Genomic DNA, 16,562 nt, shown 5'->3' on the forward strand with positions numbered 1-16,562 from the left:
GGATCAACCCGCTCGCGACCAGATTTGCATATGCTGTTGGCTGGTATTGGGCACCGCACGTCTGAGGTCAGGAGTCCCCCGTGGGTGAACCCGCGGCCACCACCGAGCCGGCAGCGCGCGATGGCCGTCTGCGCGCGATCGTAGTGCCGCTGGTGCTGCTGGCGCTGGCGGCCGTGCTCGTCGCGGACCCGTGGCGCTTCGGCGACCCGGTGCCGCCACCGACGGTTGTGCCGGCGTGGGCGATTGACCCGACGCCGGTGCGGCAGCCGAAACTCAAGGCCGAGATTCAACTTGCCGGCTTCACGTATCGCTGCAGCGATTGCCACCGGTTGTTCACCTCGCCGCCGGAAACGACGCGCCCGTTGACGCAACATCGCGACATTGTCCTGAAGCACGGCATCAACACGCGCTGCTTCAACTGTCACCATCCGACGAATCGGGATACGTACGTGGATGACTGGGGCCGAGAGATCCCGGCGGACCAGCCGCAACTGCTCTGCGCCAAGTGTCATGGGCCGGTGTATCGCGACTGGCTGAAAGGGGCCCACGGGCGGACAAACGGTTACTGGGACGAGCAGCGCGGCGCGCAGAGGCGGCTCAAGTGCATCCAGTGCCACGACCCACACCAGCCGCCGTTCCCGCCCATGCATCCGGCCCCGCCGCCGAACACGCTCCGGATGGGTGAGCAGCGCTTCCCGGAGGAGCACCCGGCGACCGATCCACTGCGCATCTACCGGCGGTCCGAGGCTGGGCACGCAAGCCCGGAGGAGGAGTGATGGACCCGTCCCGGCCGGATCCCGGCCCTGCGACGCCCGGACTGACCCGCCGCGGTTTCCTGCGCAAAGGCGCCGCGACGGTTGCGGGGGCGTCCGCGCTGGCGGCGGCACTCTCGCCCCTGAAGGACCTCGCGCCGGGCGATCGGCCGACGCTGGCGCAGCTCCTGCAACGGCACTACAAGGAGATGACGCCCGAAGAGAAGCGGGCGGTGCTGGAGCGTGTCACGCACGAGGTTGCGCAGCGTTACCAGGTGACGCCCCGGGTGAGTGATCCGCCGCCGCTGGACGGGGTGGAATACGTCTACGCCCTGAACCTCAGCCGCTGCATCGGCTGCCGCAAGTGCGTGCACGCGTGCGTCCGCGAGAACAACCAGTCGCGGGCACCCGAAATTCAGTACATCCGGGTGCTGAAGATGGAGAAAGGCAGTATCGACGTCGAGACGTCGGACCATCATTACGACCCGCCGATCGTGCCGGAGCACGACAGCTACTACATGCCGGTGCAATGCCACCAGTGCAAGAAGCCGCCGTGCGTGAAGGCCTGCCCGGTCGAGGCGACGTGGCAGGAGCCGGACGGCATCACGGTGATCGATTACGACTGGTGCATCGGATGCCGCTACTGCGAGGCGGCGTGCCCGTACTGGGCGCGGCGGTTCAACTTTGCGGAGCCGCAGGTGCCGGCCGACGAACTCAACCCGGACATGGCGTATCTCTCGAACCGCCCGCGCGCGAAGGGCGTGATGGAGAAGTGCACGTACTGCCTCCATCGCACGCGCGTCGGGCGCATGCCGGCGTGCGTGGAGGTCTGTCCGACGGGCTCGCGGAAGTTCGGCAACGTGCTCGACCCGGAGAGCGAGGTCGCCTACATCCTGCGGCAGAAGCGCGTGTACGTCCTGAAGGAAGAGGTCGGCACGCTGCCGCGCTTCTTCTACTACTTCGACGAGCGCGGCAGCCGCTATCACGAGCCGATCAGCCCGGCCGAGCCGGGAGGTGGGGCGTGAAGCGCTACTGCACGTTCTTGTGGGAGTGCGTCCGCCTCAGCTTCGTTGGCGATTGGCGCTACCACACCTGGATGACGGTCCTGACGGTCGTCACGCTGCTGGGCGTGTATGCCTACTGCCAGCAGCTCGTGCAGGGCCTGGTGACCACTGGCATGACCGACCAGGTCTCGTGGGGCTTGTACATCGCGAACTTCACCTATCTCGTCGGTCTCGCGGCGGCGGCGGCGATGCTGGTGATTCCGGTCTATGTGTACCGCAACATGCACCTGCACGACGTGGTCATCTTCGGCGAGCTGCTCGCCGTCGCGGTGATCATCATGTGCCTGCTGTTCGTGACGGTGGACCTCGGCCGGCCGGACCGGGCGGCGCACCTGCTGCTGCGCTTCAACTTCCCGATCTCGATGCTGACGTGGGACGTGATCGCGCTGAACGGCTACCTGCTGCTGAACCTGCACATTTGTGGCTATCTGCTGTATTCCGCGTATTGCGGCCGCAAGCCGTCGCCGGTCTTCTACGTGCCCTTCGTGTTCATCGCGATCGTCTGGGCCGTGAGCATTCATACGGTGACCGCGTTCCTGTACGTCGGTCTCGGCGGGCGGCCGTTCTGGAACTCGGCCATCATTGCCCCGCGCTTCCTGGCCAGCGCGTTCGCCGCCGGGCCGGCGTTCATCATCCTGACGCTGCAGGTCGTCCGGCGGTTCACGCGGCACCGCGTCACCGACGACGCGCTGTTCACGCTGCGCCGGATCGTGCAGGTCGCGATGATCATCAACTTTTTCCTGCTGGGCTGCGAGGTGTTCACGGAGTTTTACGCGGACACCGCGCACCTGGCATCGTCGCGCTACCTGTACTTCGGGCTGCACGGCCGCCACGCGCTGGTGCCGTGGATCTGGACGGCGATCGCGTTCAACCTGGTCGCGACGATCCTGCTGGTGCTGCCGGCGTCGCGGGCCCTGCGTTTTCTGAACACCGCCTGTGTGCTGGCCATCGTCGGCATCTGGATCGAGAAGGGCATGGGGCTGATCGTGCCGGCGTTCATTCCGACGCAGCTCGGCGAGATCGTGGAGTACACGCCGACGCTGCGCGAGGTGTTGGTCTGCCTGGGCATCTGGGCCTTCGGCCTGCTGCTCTACACGATCTTCGTCCGTATCTCCGTGCCGGTGCTGGCCGGCGATCTGACTTACGCGAAACGCTACGGAGTCCAACCGTCATGAACCGCAATGTCCTCGGCATCATCGCCACCGCATGCGGGGCCGTCGCGGCCACCGCGCAGACCTGGGGCCTGACCGAGCTGTCCGCGGAGAGCAAGGCCTGCATCGAGTGCCACAAGAAAGACAGCACGGCCGTGTACCAGCAATGGGGCACGAGCAAGCACTACCGCGCCAACATCGGCTGCTACGAATGCCACGCCGCGCAGGAAGGCGAGCCCGATGCCTTCAAGCATGAGGGCCAGTGGATCGCCACGATCGTCTCGCCGAAGGACTGCGCCCGCTGCCACGCGCGCGAGGCGCAGGAATTCAGCGGCTCCCACCATTCGAAGGGAGCGCGCATCCTGGGCTCGCTCGACAACACGCTGGCCGAGGTCGTCGAGGGTAACCGCGGCATGATCACGCCCGCGTTCCAGAACGGCGTCGCGGCGTCGGCCGTGCTTGGCTGCTGGCAATGCCACGGCACGGAGATCAAGGTGCTGCCCGGCGGCAAGCTCGACCCCGCGACCTGGCCGAACACCGGGATCGGCCGGATCAATCCGGACGGCTCGGAGGGCTCGTGCTCGGCGTGTCACAGCCGGCACGCGTTTTCGGCGGAGCAGGCCCGCAACCCGGATAACTGCGGCAAGTGCCACATGGGGCCGGACCATCCGCAGATGGAGATCTACTACGAGTCGAAGCACGGCATCGCGTTTCGCGCGCACAAAGATAAGCTGAACCTGGCCTCGCCGAAGTGGATCGTGGGCGAGGACTACAGCCTGGCCCCGACCTGCGCGACATGCCACATGAGTGCGACGAAGAACCAGCCGGTATCGCACGACGTCGGTCTGCGAATCAGTTGGAACAACCGGCCGGCGCTCTCGATCCGCCCGGAGATCAGCGACAAGAAGATGGGGCTGCCGGGCGCGGAGGTCGGCTGGGAGAAGCGTCGCGCGGCAATGAAGGACGTGTGCCTCAATTGTCACGCGAACCAGTGGGTCGACAACTTCTACGTGCAGTACGACAGCTTGATCGAGCTATACCACGCAAAGTTCGCGCAACCAGGCCTGGAACTGTACACGCTGGCCAAGCCGCTGCTGCGGCCGGTGGAGTTCTCCAACAAGATCGATTTCACGTGGTATGAAATCTGGCACCACGAGGGCCGGCGGGCGCGGCACGGGGCGTCGATGATGGGGCCGGACTACACGCACTGGCACGGCACCTACGAGGTCGCCAAGCACTTCTATTCCGAGTACGTGCCCGAGCTCGAAGAACTGGTGCACGCGGGGAAGGCGTCCGGCGTGCCGGAGAAAACCGCCGCGGCGGAGGCGCTGGGCAAGAAGCTGGAAGAGGTGCTCAACAGCGCCAACCACCAGTGGTACCTGAACAAGCTCGATCCGGCGGAGCAAGCCCGGCGCCAGCAGCAGATGGAGGAATTCAAGAAGCGCTACGGGCAGTAGGGGCGCGGGTTGGGGGTTGAAGCGCAAGCAGAAAGCCACGGCCGCCTGCGACCGTGGCTTTCTGGTTGCGCCGCACGGGCGGAGCGAAGGCTCCGCAGCCGGCGGACTACGGCTGGGACGTCAGCAGGTTGACGAACGGATTGATATCCTGGAAGCCAACGCTGCCGTCTTCGTTGATGTCGCAGTTGCTGTGGGGGCAATCCGGAAAATCCGCGATGTATTGCCACCAGTTGGTCAGGGCGAGCACGAACGGGTTAATATCCCGGAAGTTCACTTCGCCATCGCAGTTGGAATCACCGCGCAGCGTCTCGCACTCGTCCGGTATGCCGTTGCTGTTGGTGTCACGGGACACGCCGGAGGAGATGTCACACTCGTCCGGCAGGTCGTTCAGATTGCAGTCCGCGGAGTTGCCGGAGGAGAGGTCCTCTGCGTCCGGGACGCCGTTGAAGTTGCAGTCCGGGCCGAACGGCCAGCTCAGGACGGCGGCGTTGAAGATCTCGGCCGGGGCGGAGCTGTTGGGGGTCTGTGCCCAGGCGACGATCTTGATGTTGGCCTGGTTGGCCCAGCTCGTGGTGTCGAAAGTGATGTTGCGCGCGACCATCTGGCACTCGCCGGGGGCGAGCGTCATGTCCTGGGAGGTCGCCGCCTGCCGGAAGCACCAGCGCGAGTACGTGGGTGAACTCGGGTAGTGGTCCAGCACCGCTGCGATCCAGACGCGCATGTTGTGGCTGGCGCCGGGCTCGACGCAGACGTTGGCGCGGATGGTGAAGGTCGAGCCCATCGACTGGACACCCGTGACCGTGATCCGGACGTTGGTCGCCACGGCGCGCCGCTGGTTGTACTTGCCGGTGTACGCGGTGAGCGCGCCCTGGTAACTGCCGGCGCCGACCACCGACGTGATGCCGTCGAACCAGGCGGTGGGCGTCCCGGTCACGTTGTAGAAGTTGTCCCGCGTGTTGCCCCACCCGGTCGCATACGAATCGCCGATGTGGATTTGCAGCAAGGCCAAGTGCGGGGCGATGGCGGGGTCATTGAGCATTGTGTTCAACGCCTGACCGGCGTAAGTGCAGTAGCTTCAGGTGACGCTCGTGAATTCTTCGACGAGCACCACCCGATCTGCCGCTTGGGCCGGTGCGAGGCCGAGCGCGAACGCGCCCAGCAGGGGCAGCAACCACGCACTGCGTACCAGACGTCCACTGTCCATGCGCGACTCCTTTGTTTAGAGATGATTCCGTGGGGACCCAATGGTACCGCTGTCAATTGAGCAGCCCGGGCGGTCCAGCATCACGGGCCGTTGCACACCTGTTGTGTGGATACACATATCGCAATATCCCGTACGTGTCACCAACTTGACCGTTGCAAGGCACACCGGGTGACGCCCTCCCCGCTGCGACGGGTCCGCAAGGCAGAAGGTGGCGCCGCTCGTCGTCCCCTCTGCGGGGCACGGCTTGTTCATTGTAACGCAGGCCCCTAGCCGTCCGATAGCGAAACTTTCGCGATCTCTGTGGCCTGCGCGGATTTCGTCGCCCAGGCAGTCCGCCGCCGGCTGCCGCCAATCGAGTGATTCAACGCGCACAATGCCCCCGGGCGTGCACGCATAAGCCATGCTCACCCCGCCGGTTATCCGCCTGCGCCGCTCCCGGAGCGACGCGCCCGGCTCCCTCCCGGGCTCGTCGCACTCGTTTACTGGCTCGTGAGCAGCACCACGAACGGGTTGATGTCGGCAAACGTCACGCCGCCGTCGCGATTGATGTCGCCGTTGCCGGTTGGGCAATCGGGGAACGCCGCGTGCCATTCCGTCCAGTTGGACACCAGGAGCACGAACGGGTTGATGTCGCGGAAGTTGAGGATGCCGTCACAGTTGGCGTCGCCGACGACAATCTCACACTCGTCCGGCACGCCGTTGGTGTTTGTATCTACCGAACTGCCGCCGGCGATGTCGCACTCGTCCGGGACGTGGTTTGCATTGCAGTCCTGCGAGTCGCCGGAATTGAGATCCTCGTCATCCGGGCGGCCGTTGAAGTTGCAGTCGGCAGGGAAGGGCCACGGCAGCACCTTGGTCTGGTAGATTTCGGCCGGGTTCGACGTGGAGCTGTAGCTTTGGGGCTCCTGGGCCCAGACGATGAAGCGGATGTCGTTTTGGTTGGCCCAGCTCGTGCTGTCGAACGTGAAATTGCGCGCCACGGTCTGGCAGGTGCCCGGGGTGAGGGCCACGTCCTGGTAGGTGGCGGCCTGCTTGAAGCCGTTCCGCGAGTAGGCCGGTGAGGTCGGCCAGTTGTCCAAGACCTGCACCATGTAGACGCGGACGGTCTTGGCGGTCCCGCCAGCTTCCAAACACACCCGCGCCCGCAACGTGTACGTCTGGCCGCTGACCGGCACGCCGGTCGCGGTGATGGTCACGTCGGTCGGTACGGCCTTACGGGCGTTGAACTGGCTCAGATACCAGTTGTATTGCTGTTGCGTGTTGGTGTAGGCCCCGGCGCACTGCAGGGTGCCGTCGAACCAGGCGACCGGCGTGCCGGATACACCGTAGAAGCTGGCGCGCGAGGTTGCCCAGGTGGTCGCGTACGAATCATTAATGTGGTACTGCACGAGCGTGAAGGTGTCGGGGAACTCGTCGAGGAGCATGTCCAGTGCCAGGCCGGCGTACACACAGTACCCGCAACTCGTACTCGTGAATTCCTCGGCGATGACGACCCGATCCGCTGCCCGTGCCGGCTGCGCGACCAGGCCCAACGTAGTCAAGGCGACCAGGATACACGCCCCCCGCCAGCTTCTTCCGCTCTCCATGATTCGCCGCTCCTGTGGCACCCTCGCTCAGGTCCGTGGCCGCCGCTCGGTTCGAGGGTCGCGGCCGCCGCGGCAGCGCCATCATAACGCCGCGTGCCCCTGGCCTGAAACAAAAACACTTACGATTTGGGCTGGGACGCCGCAAACGCGCGTTTATCGGACGAGCACAGGGTGCTGGCGGCCGCGACCGCCAGCAAGGGCATCAGGGGCACGCGGTAACGAACACTGCCCACGTACACACTGTGCAGCAGTGTGAAGTACACGATCGGTAACCAGAGCAACGCCTGGAGCTGACAGGCATTCGTCTGGGTACCACGCGCGGTGCGCACCAGCCCGGCCGCCGCACCCAGCAGGAGCAGCGCGGTGTACGCGGCTCCGACAAAGGCGGCGGCGCCGGTGCGGTACTCAGTCACGTTGGGAATGAGGCTCCAGGTTCGCAGGAACTTGGTGCTTGCCAGTTGGAGCACGCGGGCCGGGTCGGCGCGCATTTGCGCGATGGCCAGCCGCGCCAAGGCGCGGTCGCGGGCAACTTCACCGAGCGTGGCCAGTTCGGGCAGCGCTTGGAGGAATGCCTGGTTGCTGCTGCCGTCGGCCTGGGGTCCCTGGGCGTCGTAGAGCGTGACGCCGCCGTTGGCTGACAACCAGGCATACTCCCCCAGCACGGCGCGGTTCCGCAGGCCCCACGGCACCAGCGCGAGCCCGAGCACCACCGGGCACAGCAGTAACCGGGGCGCTGCCGACCGACGCCGCGGGTGCAGCCAGGCGACGAGCAGCCAGCACGCCGGCAGCCATAGTACGGCCGAGGGGCGCGTCAGCGCGGCGGCCGCCCCGGTAACCGCGAGGCCAATCAACGCACCGCGCCCGGCGCCGGGGCCTGCGACGAAACGCCACGCGCAGGCCACCAGACTCAGCGCCAGCAACGTGAACGGCACTTCGGTCAGCAGCAGATTGGCGAAGAAGATGCCGAACGGATCACAGCATGTCAGCACGCCGGCGGCGAGCGCGGCCCGGCGTCCGAACGCGGCGTCCGCGAGTCGGTAGGCGACGCCGACGCTGGCAGCGCCGAAAAGCGTCTGCATCAGGCGCGCGACGAGGACGCCGGTGCTCCCGAGCGCGGCACAGGGCGCGAGCAGCAGCGGATACAGGGGCATGCGCGCGGCCAGGCGACCATCGTCCGTCGCGAGGATGCCGTCGCGGACGAGGTGCGTGGCGAGTTGCCAGTGCAGGTCTTCGTCGGGGTAGTCGAACCCGGAGCCGTGTGTGGTCCAGCGGTAGACGACCCAGCCGGCGCGGAGCGCTAGCGCTGCTCCGCAGAGCCACCAGCCGAAGCCGGCCGGCGGAGTTTTCACGGCCCGCTCGACGGGCGCGCCGTCGATGGCGTGAGGGTCAGGCGGAGGGCCTTGCGCGTCTCCGGGCGGAGCTTCACACGCTCGTCGATCCGCAGCGGCATCACCCAGAGCGGACCCTGCTGATCGCAGAGGATGCCGGTGCGGGCCCGAACTTCCGGGTCGATCTTCTGTTCGCCGAAGAAGTCGCTGACGGTTTTGACACCCGGCGCGCCGAGCGGGTGGAAGCGGTCGCCGTCCTGCCGGCCGCGCACCAGCAGTGGCGGGCGCACGAATTCGAGGTCGAGCCATTCCTCGAGGCGGTTGGTGTTGCGGCGCAGGTCTTCGAGTTTTTCCGGGGTCATGTCGCAGACTTCGGCCATCAGCGTCTGGCCCAGCATCGGCAGGGCGGTACGGCCCGGGCAGGCGACGAAGATCGTGCCGAGTTCGGGTGCGGGCTCATCGTCGTTGAGGGGGCGGAATTCCAGGCGGTCGTACTGCTTGCGGACGACGACCGGGCCGGGCACGTGGACTTCCTTGCCGCTGGCGGGATCGTCAACGAGTCGCAGGATGGCTTCGACGTGCGCAAAGCTCAGATCCTGGTCGCCCTCCAGCACGAGTGAAATGGCCCGGCGGACGACCTCGGCCTGGATGATCCGCTGCTTGCCGAGCAGGGCACGCGTGTTCAGGACGATGTGCCGGGGGCGCTGGGCGATGACCAGCGACTCGAAGGTCCGCTCCGCCGCATCCTCGAGGTAGGTGCCGAGCAGGCGGGCGTGCTCGCCGAGCCGGAGCAGGGCCTCGCTGACGTTGGGATTGAGCTGGGCCGCGAGCAGAGGCATGATTTCGTGGCGGATGCGGCCGCGCGTGAATTCTGGCGAGCGGTTGGTGCTGTCGGCGCGCACGCTCAGGCCGCGGGCGGCACAGAGTTCCTCGATGGTCGCGCGACGCTGGCTCAGCAGCGGGCGGACAACGCAGATCCGGCTGCCTGGCCGGATGGGCCGCACGTCGCGGATGCCGGCCAGTCCGCGCAGCCCGGTTCCGCGGCAGATCCGGTGCAGGATCGTCTCCGCGTTGTCGTCCGCGTGATGGGCGACGGCAACGAGCTCGCTGCCGGCCTTGAGGGCGACCCTTTCGAGGAACTCGTAGCGCCGGTCGCGCGCCACCTCCTCCGGGGAGCCGCCTTCCTCGGCCACGACGGCGGGAATATCGGCCCGCTCGGTGTGATACGGCAGACCAAGCTGTTCCGCCAGTTCGGCGGCGAACGCGGCGTCGGCGTCGGCCTCGGCCCCGCGCATGCCATGGTGGAAGTGGGCCGCGTGCAGCTTCCAGCGCAGCTCCTCACGCTCCGAGAGGGCCTTCAGCGCGTGCACCAGCAGCGTGGAGTCGGGTCCGCCGGAAAGGCCAACAACCCAACTGGTGTGGGCGGCCAGGAGCTGCCGGCTCTCCAGCCAGGCCTGCACTTGATTGAGGAATGCGTCCCAGTTCACAGCCTCAGCAGTATATGGCGCCCGGCCAGGAAAAGGGACCGCTCCGGGCTCACATCTGCGTTGGCGGTGGCGAAAACGCGGTCCCGGGGCACGGACACGAAAACCGACAAGTCATGTGTCCCGGGAGCACGGTTTCCGCAGTTGTTATATTGAAGGAGAGCAGTGCGAGCCATGATCACGCCGCGCCCCACGAGCGATTCTCACGCGACCCGCCGGTTGTTGGCGCAAGTCCAGGCCGGGCAGGCGACGGCCTTGAGTACCCTGCTGGCACGCCACCGCGCGTACCTGCGGCAGGTCGTCGAACTGTACCTCGACCCGCGGCTGCGGCAGCGCGTGGACCCGTCGGATATCGTGCAGGAGGCCCAGCTCGAGGCGACCCGCCGCATGGATGACTACCTGGCACGGCCCGCCCTCGCGTTCCGGCTCTGGCTGCGACGCATCGCGTACGACCGCCTGCTCATGCTGCGTCGCCGGCATCACGGCGCGCAGCGCCGGGCCCTGGCGCGCGAGGCGGCGCTGCCGGAGCAGTCCACGGCACGCCTTGGGCAACAGCTTCTGGACGACGGCACGAGCCCGAGCGCGCAGGCCGTCGGCGGGGAGCTGGCCCGTCGCGTGCGGCAGGCCCTGCTGTACCTGCCCGTGGATGATCGCGAATTGCTGCTGCTGCGGAACTTCGAGGGCCTCTCCAACCTGGAGGTCGCGGAGTTGCTGGGGTTGGAGCCGGCGGCGGCGAGCAAACGCTACGGCCGCGCGCTATTGCGGCTACGCGCCAGGCTGGTTGAAAGCGGACTGGCAGGGTCGCAGCCATGAGAGAGACCACGGCGCGCGAAGACATGTCGGCCGAGGCCCTGCTGGGGCTGGCGGCGGACGAGTTCACACAGTGCCTGGAGCGCGGCGAACAGCCGGACATCGAGGAGTTCGCACGCCGCTATCCGCAAATCGAGGCGGTCCTGCGGCAGGTCCTGCCGGCGTTGCGCGTGCTGCGGCCGACGGGGACGGGTCACCCGCCGGTGGCGTCCGCCGCGTGCGAAGTCAGCGGACAACTCGGCGACTATCGCATTGTGCGCGAGATCGGCCGCGGCGGCATGGGCGTGGTGTACGAGGCGGAGCAGATTTCGCTCAACCGGCGCGTCGCGCTGAAGGTGTTGCCGTTCGCGGCGGTGCTCGATGCGCGGCAACTGCAGCGCTTCAAGAAAGAAGCGCAGGCCGCGGCCCAACTGCATCACACGAACATCGTGCCGGTGTTCGCGGTGGGCTGCGAACGCGGTGTGCACTACTACGCGATGCAGTACATCGACGGGCAGCCGCTGTCGGTGGTGATTCGCGAGCTGCGCCAACTCGCGGGCCAGGCACCGCTGGAGGGCACACCTTCCTCGGTCGGTACGTCGGCGGCGGTGCTGGCGCTGCTCTCGGACGCAGGCGCGTGCCCGCCGCCGGACGAAGCCCCGGCGCCGCCGCCCGTTCCGGCCGGTGGACCCACCGAGACCATCATGACGCAGGGCGCGACGAACACGCCGGCGTATTTCCGTGCGATCGCGCAGCTGGGCGTGCAGGCGGCCGATGCGCTGCAGCATGCTCACGACGCGGGCGTCGTCCATCGCGACATCAAGCCCGCCAACCTGCTGCTCGACGCGGCCGGGCACATCTGGATTACGGACTTCGGTCTGGCGACCATCCGCAGCGATCCTGGCCTGACGCTGCCGGGTGACCTGCTCGGCACGGTGCGCTACATGAGCCCCGAGCAGGCTCGTGCCGGACGTCTGCCCGTCGATCAACGCACCGACATCTACGGGCTGGGGGCGACGCTCTATGAACTGCTGGGCCTGCGTCCCGCGGTGGCGGGGGACGATCGCGAGGAGCTGTTGCGTCGCATCGTGCACGTGGACCCACTGCCGCTGCGCCGCGTGAACCCCGCAGTTCCGGCGGAGCTGGAAATCATCGTCGCCAAGGCGCTCGCGAAGTATCCGTCGGAGCGCTACGCAAGTGCCCGCGCGCTGGCCGAGGATCTGGAGCGCTTCCTGTCGAACCGGCCGATCCTGGCGCGACCGCCGACCTGGCCGGACCGGGCGGCGAAATGGACGCGCCGACATCACACGATCGTGTCAGCGGCCGCGGTGGTGCTCGTATTGGCGGTCATCGGGCTGTCGATCAGCACGTTGCTGATTGCGCAGCAGCGCGCCGAGGCGTTGCGACAACGCGATCTGGCCAGCGCGCAGCGCAGCCGGGCCGAGGAGAATCTCCGGCTGGCGCAAGCCACGATGGACCGCGTCCTGACGCGCCTGACCGCCGAGGAACTGGGCGGTGGGGCGCAAATGGAGCGCTTGCGGCACGCCCTGCTGGAGGACCCGCCGGACGCGACCACGGTAACCCTGCTGAACAAGAGCCCGGCGGATGCGATCCGGGCGGGGGTTACTCAGGCTTACACACGCGTGGCCCATCTCAACGCGTTGTTGGGGCGTGACGTCGCGGCGGAGGCCGCGTATCAGGCGGCCCGCGCGGCGTGCGAGGAGCTGCCGGGGGCGGCGACGGACGCGCCGCAACGCGCGGCGCTGGCGCGCAGCTACGGAGCGCTGGCGACGTTTCTCTGGGAGCGCGGTCGCCCGGCGGACGCGGAGCTGCCGGCCACGCGCGCGTGGTCGGGGTGGGCGGGCCTGGCGGCGGAGTTCCCGTCGCAATTGGACTATCAGCGCGACGTGGCGTGCAGCCTGAACCTGCTGGGGCTGGTGTTGCGCGACCTGGACCGGCCGATCGAGGCGGAGGAGCGTGTGCGCGCCTGCGTGGCGACCTGGAAGTCCCTGGCGAGCGAATGCGCCACTGTGCCTCAGTACCGCCTGGAATTGGCGCGGGCCTTGCGGAACCACGCGACGCTGATGGTGCGCGGCGGACAATGCGCGGCGGCGGCGCCGATTGTGGCCGAGGTGCTGGAGCTGCAGCGCGCGCTGGTGCGGGGGTTCCCCGCTGAACTGGATTACGGGGCGGAGCTCGCCTACACGCAGCGCTGGTGGGAAGAGGTCGAGCGGTGCGACAGCACGTTCCCGCGGGCGGCACAGCCGCGGCCGGAGCTGCCGCGCTATCAGGAGCTGGTGGCTGAGCTGCCGGAATTGCCGTGGTACCGGGGGCAGCTCGTGCGGGCTTACTCCGCGCTGGAGCACGCCCTCGCGGCCGCGGGCCGGGCGGAGGAGGCGGACACGGCCCACGACGAAGCGGTTGCGCTTCAGGAGCAGCTCGCGGCCAGCTTTCCGAACGTGGTGCGGTATGGTGCCGAACTCGTGGATCTGCACGTGCAGCGCGCGTCGGCGTTGCATCTGGCGTGGCGGCTGGGCGATTCTGAAGCGGCCTATCGCCGCGCGATTGCGCTGCAAGAGCAGTTGGTGGTGGATTTCCCCGAGCATGCTGGCGGTGATGAGCTGCTGACAGCGCTGCAGAAGCGCCTGGCGGAGTTGCTCGACGAGCGGGCCGTGGGCGAGCTGGTGGCGTTGGGGAAGCGCTCACCGGCGGGCGTGGCCGAAGCGGTGGCGCTGGCGCGGGCCGCGCGGCTCGACGATGTCGCGGCGCGGCCGTTCACGCTGCTGATCTATGGCGAGTACCTGGGGCTGGGTGGCGATTACGAACGCGCCGCGGCGGTGGTGCAACAGGCGATCGGCGCCGGTGGGCGCGAGGCGTCGTTCTACAAGTCGCTCGGGTGGGCGCTGCTGGGCTGTGGCCGGGTGGCCGAAGCGCGCGCGGCGTTCGAGCAGGCCGTGCCCGTGGGGCGGCGCGATCCCGACCTGCTGGCGCGGCAGTGCCCGGACCCGACCACGGCGGCGTATTTCCTGGATTTGATAAGCGAGACGGCGTACACCGCGCACTGGGCGGACATTGTGCTGCTCGGCACGCGCTACGCGCCGTTCCCCTGGTTCTACGTAGGGCTGCGGCAGGAACTGGCGGGCGATCTGGCGGCGGCGCGCGCGGCGTATGGCCGGTGTGTCGAGCTGGGACAGCAGCCGCAGTCACACCACACGGCCCACTGGGCCGCGTACCGGCTGGAGCGGCTGTTGGAGCGCGAACCAACGCAGGCAAACGGGAGTCTAACTGGCGGCGGTGTGGCCGCCGAAGCGGGAGTTTCCGAATCTCCGTAGGCGCACGCGACCGGCCAGTGTGAGCCGGCGTGCGACGCGGGAACCGACCGCACGGGCCGGGCGCTCTCATTGCGCCCGCAGCAAAGGAGACTGACGGCATGCGTACGTATCGAGCGTCAGATTTCGTCTGGATGTGTGTCATGGCGGTGGTGGGCGTGCTGGGGCCGGGCGCGGCGTGGGATGCGCAGCCGCGGCAACCAGTGGCGGCGCGCGGCGCCGCGGTGGAAGTGATCTACTTCCAGAGCTGGTGGGATGAGTCGCCGGGGATCTGGTGCATGGACCCCGACGGGCGCAATAAGACCGCGCTGCCCGCGCACGTGCATGGTGAGCCGAGCAACTTCCTGCACGGCGGGCAGCGCTGGTTTCTTTCCATCCGCGAGGTCGGTGGGGGCTGCTACCCCGACGGTAGCCCACGCCGCGCGCTGTTCGCCGTGTGCGCCGATGGCCGCGCCGTGCGTCTGACCGCGCCGCCGGACCTCGAGCCGGCCACGGCAACGCCGCACTGGCTGCGGCACGCCGCGGACGGGCTGATCTCCTGGGTGGCGCGGCGCTGGGACGCGGCCGGCGCGGTGTGTGAAGGCGGAATCTACGTGGCCCGCGTGGATTTCGACGCGCACGGCGGGGTGCGTGGACTGGTCGAGGAGCCGGTGGCGCCGCGTGTGCGGCTGCCGCTGGCGGCTGCGGACTACGGCAGCGACGGGTGGTGGCGCAGTGCAGCGCCGGACATCCGCTCACATGATTGGGCGCCGGACGGGACCGCCGTCGTATATGACACCCGGGGCGGCGCGCTGCGGATCATGGATCTGGTGCACGGCGGCGTGAGAACGCTTACGGATGCGCGCGGTCGCTGGCCCGCGTGGTCGCCGGACGGCACGCGGGTCGCATTCGCCGAGTGCGGGCCGCTGAGCGCGCTGTGCGTGGTGGACGTGGACGGCGGGGCACCGCATATGGTCGGTGGACCGCTGCCGGGGGTGTGGGCGATCCTGCTACGCCCGGTGTGGTCGCCGACCGGCGCGGCGCTGGCATATCAACGCCTGAGCGATGAGACCGGCGATTTGCATGCGCCCCTGGACATGGATGTCGTGCGCGCCATGCGGGACGGCGGCGGCACGGCGAACCTGACGGCGGACACGCCGGAGTTTCTGCGGCCGGTGGCGTGGTGCGTGGTGCAGGAGGCGGTCACCGTGACGCGGCGGTGAAGCAGCCAGCCGCGCGGGCGTCAGTACTCGTCCCGCATCCACGGCAGCGGTCCGCCGAAGATCGTGGCGGCCGCGGCGAGTTCGGTCTCCGGCGCAGAGGCGAGCTGCGCGAGGACCAGGTCCTGCGGTGAAAGAAAGCCGGTGTAGAGCGCAGCCAGGCCGCGTACGTGGAGGTCGAACGTGCCCCGCCCGCCGCGCGTGACCATCCCCTGCCCGTCGCCGACATGCAGGACCCAGCGCCCATCGTTGGCCGGCAGCAGGTCGTCGTGTACGTGTAGGTGCAGCTCAGCACGGACGCCGGGCGGATAGCCGCGGGCCGCGAGGGCGTTGGCCACGTGGACGACGCGCACCATCCACGGGTGGCTGCCGGTGAACTCGTAGGGGGCTTCGGCCAGATGTAGAAGCATGGGATCGGCGGGGCTGGAGCGCCACGTCGCGCGGCCACGGACGGTGCGCTCGTCAGCGAGGTATGTGAGCAGGCGACGCGCTGCCGCGGGCGTGCGGGCAGCCCAGTCGCTGACCCGCAGGTCGTAGCGGCGCGGCGCCGTCGTCTCGGTCAGGACGAAGAGGTAGCCGTCGATCTTGCCGGCGTTGCCGACCACGAACGCCTGCGTCGTCGCGCCGCGCGGCTGCCGGGCGCGCAGCCAGATCACCGGGCTGCGGTCAAGCTGGCCCGCGGTCCGGCTGGCCCAGTGCGCATACACCGCCTGCATGCCGGCGTCGTCCTCCAAACGGGCCGGCCGCAGCTCCAGCGCGCGGTCGCGCAGGTCGATGCTGCGCAACGGCAAGCCCACATCGCAGGCGATGCCGGCGCATTCATATCCCACACGCCGATAGAGCGCGACCGTGGCGGGATAGAGCGTGGACAGCGCCGTTCCGGCGGCGTGCATCTCGGTCAGCACACTGCGGAGCAGCTCGGTGGCCACGCCGCGCGCCCGGAATTCGGGGGCGACCATGACGGCGGCCAGGCCGGTCATCGGGACGGAGCGCCCGCCGAACCACTGGCCGAGCGGCAGCAGTACGAGCCCGCCGGCAAGCCGCGAATCACGTCGGATGACGCGCAGATTGGCAATCCCGGCCGCCTCGAAGTAGGTGCGCGAGCGCTCCGCGGGGATGACAAATGTATCCTGGAGCAGTAGCTCGAGCTGGCGGATTTCGCTTTCATCGACGCAGGGGCCGACCGCGGGGATGGTAGACACGCCGGTACTCCTTCGAT

The 16,562-nt window shown here is 68.3% G+C and carries 12 protein-coding genes; 7 read left to right on the forward strand and 5 right to left on the reverse strand.

All coding sequences use genetic code 11. The features are described 5' to 3' along the window. Positions 1–80: 80 nt before the first annotated feature. From KA383_05425 to KA383_05440, 4 genes are all read left to right on the forward strand, one after another. Entirely contained in the window at positions 81–776 is a 696-nt protein-coding gene (locus tag KA383_05425) for a hypothetical protein (GenBank protein ID MBP7745552.1), read from the forward strand. Further along, positions 776–1,777: a 4Fe-4S dicluster domain-containing protein gene (locus KA383_05430; GenBank protein ID MBP7745553.1), complete on the forward strand. Its 1,002-nt coding sequence runs from the start codon at positions 776–778 to the stop codon at positions 1,775–1,777. Before KA383_05425 ends, KA383_05430 begins: the two co-directional genes overlap by 1 nt. Positions 1,778–1,848: 71 nt before the next feature. Further along, positions 1,849–2,991, forward strand: coding sequence for a polysulfide reductase NrfD (gene nrfD / locus KA383_05435; GenBank protein MBP7745554.1), 1,143 nt, complete (start codon positions 1,849–1,851; stop codon positions 2,989–2,991). Beyond that, positions 2,988–4,424, forward strand: a complete 1,437-nt coding sequence (locus KA383_05440) for a hydroxylamine oxidoreductase (GenBank protein ID MBP7745555.1) — start codon at positions 2,988–2,990, stop codon at positions 4,422–4,424. The genes nrfD and KA383_05440 overlap by 4 nt, the downstream gene beginning before the upstream one ends. A gap of 106 nt (positions 4,425–4,530) precedes the next feature. Here the strand turns inward: KA383_05440 and KA383_05445 are convergent, their stop codons facing one another. From KA383_05445 to tilS, 4 genes are all read right to left on the reverse strand, one after another. Then, entirely contained in the window at positions 4,531–5,463 is a 933-nt protein-coding gene (locus tag KA383_05445; GenBank protein ID MBP7745556.1) for a hypothetical protein, read from the reverse strand. Positions 5,464–6,107: 644 nt separating this feature from the next. Beyond that, positions 6,108–7,214, reverse strand: coding sequence for a hypothetical protein (locus KA383_05450; protein ID MBP7745557.1), 1,107 nt, complete (start codon positions 7,212–7,214; stop codon positions 6,108–6,110). 119 nt (positions 7,215–7,333) lie between these two features. Next, positions 7,334–8,563, reverse strand: a complete 1,230-nt coding sequence (locus KA383_05455; GenBank protein MBP7745558.1) for a glycosyltransferase family 39 protein — start codon at positions 8,561–8,563, stop codon at positions 7,334–7,336. Beyond that, positions 8,560–10,029, reverse strand: coding sequence for a tRNA lysidine(34) synthetase TilS (gene tilS / locus KA383_05460; protein ID MBP7745559.1), 1,470 nt, complete (start codon positions 10,027–10,029; stop codon positions 8,560–8,562). Before tilS ends, KA383_05455 begins: the two co-directional genes overlap by 4 nt. A 171-nt stretch (positions 10,030–10,200) precedes the next feature. On the opposite strand from tilS, the gene KA383_05465 reads away from it, so the two are divergent. From KA383_05465 to KA383_05475, 3 genes are all read left to right on the forward strand, one after another. Next, on the forward strand, positions 10,201–10,839 hold the full coding sequence (locus KA383_05465) for a sigma-70 family RNA polymerase sigma factor (GenBank protein ID MBP7745560.1): 639 nt from the start codon (positions 10,201–10,203) through the stop codon (positions 10,837–10,839). Then, positions 10,836–14,147, forward strand: coding sequence for a serine/threonine protein kinase (locus KA383_05470; protein ID MBP7745561.1), 3,312 nt, complete (start codon positions 10,836–10,838; stop codon positions 14,145–14,147). The genes KA383_05465 and KA383_05470 overlap by 4 nt, the downstream gene beginning before the upstream one ends. 98 nt (positions 14,148–14,245) lie before the next feature. After that, the gene (locus KA383_05475) at positions 14,246–15,346 is read left to right on the forward strand and encodes a PD40 domain-containing protein (protein ID MBP7745562.1); all 1,101 of its coding nucleotides are present in this window, start codon (positions 14,246–14,248) and stop codon (positions 15,344–15,346) included. 20 nt (positions 15,347–15,366) lie between these two features. Here KA383_05475 and KA383_05480 read toward each other — a convergent pair whose 3' ends face one another. Further along, a complete protein-coding gene (locus KA383_05480; protein ID MBP7745563.1) occupies positions 15,367–16,545 on the reverse strand; it encodes a GNAT family N-acetyltransferase in 1,179 nt (392 codons plus the stop codon). Positions 16,546–16,562: the final 17 nt, after the last annotated feature.

This window comes from Phycisphaerae bacterium (genome assembly GCA_017999985.1).
Classification (GTDB): Bacteria; Planctomycetota; Phycisphaerae; order UBA1845; family Fen-1342; genus JAGNKU01.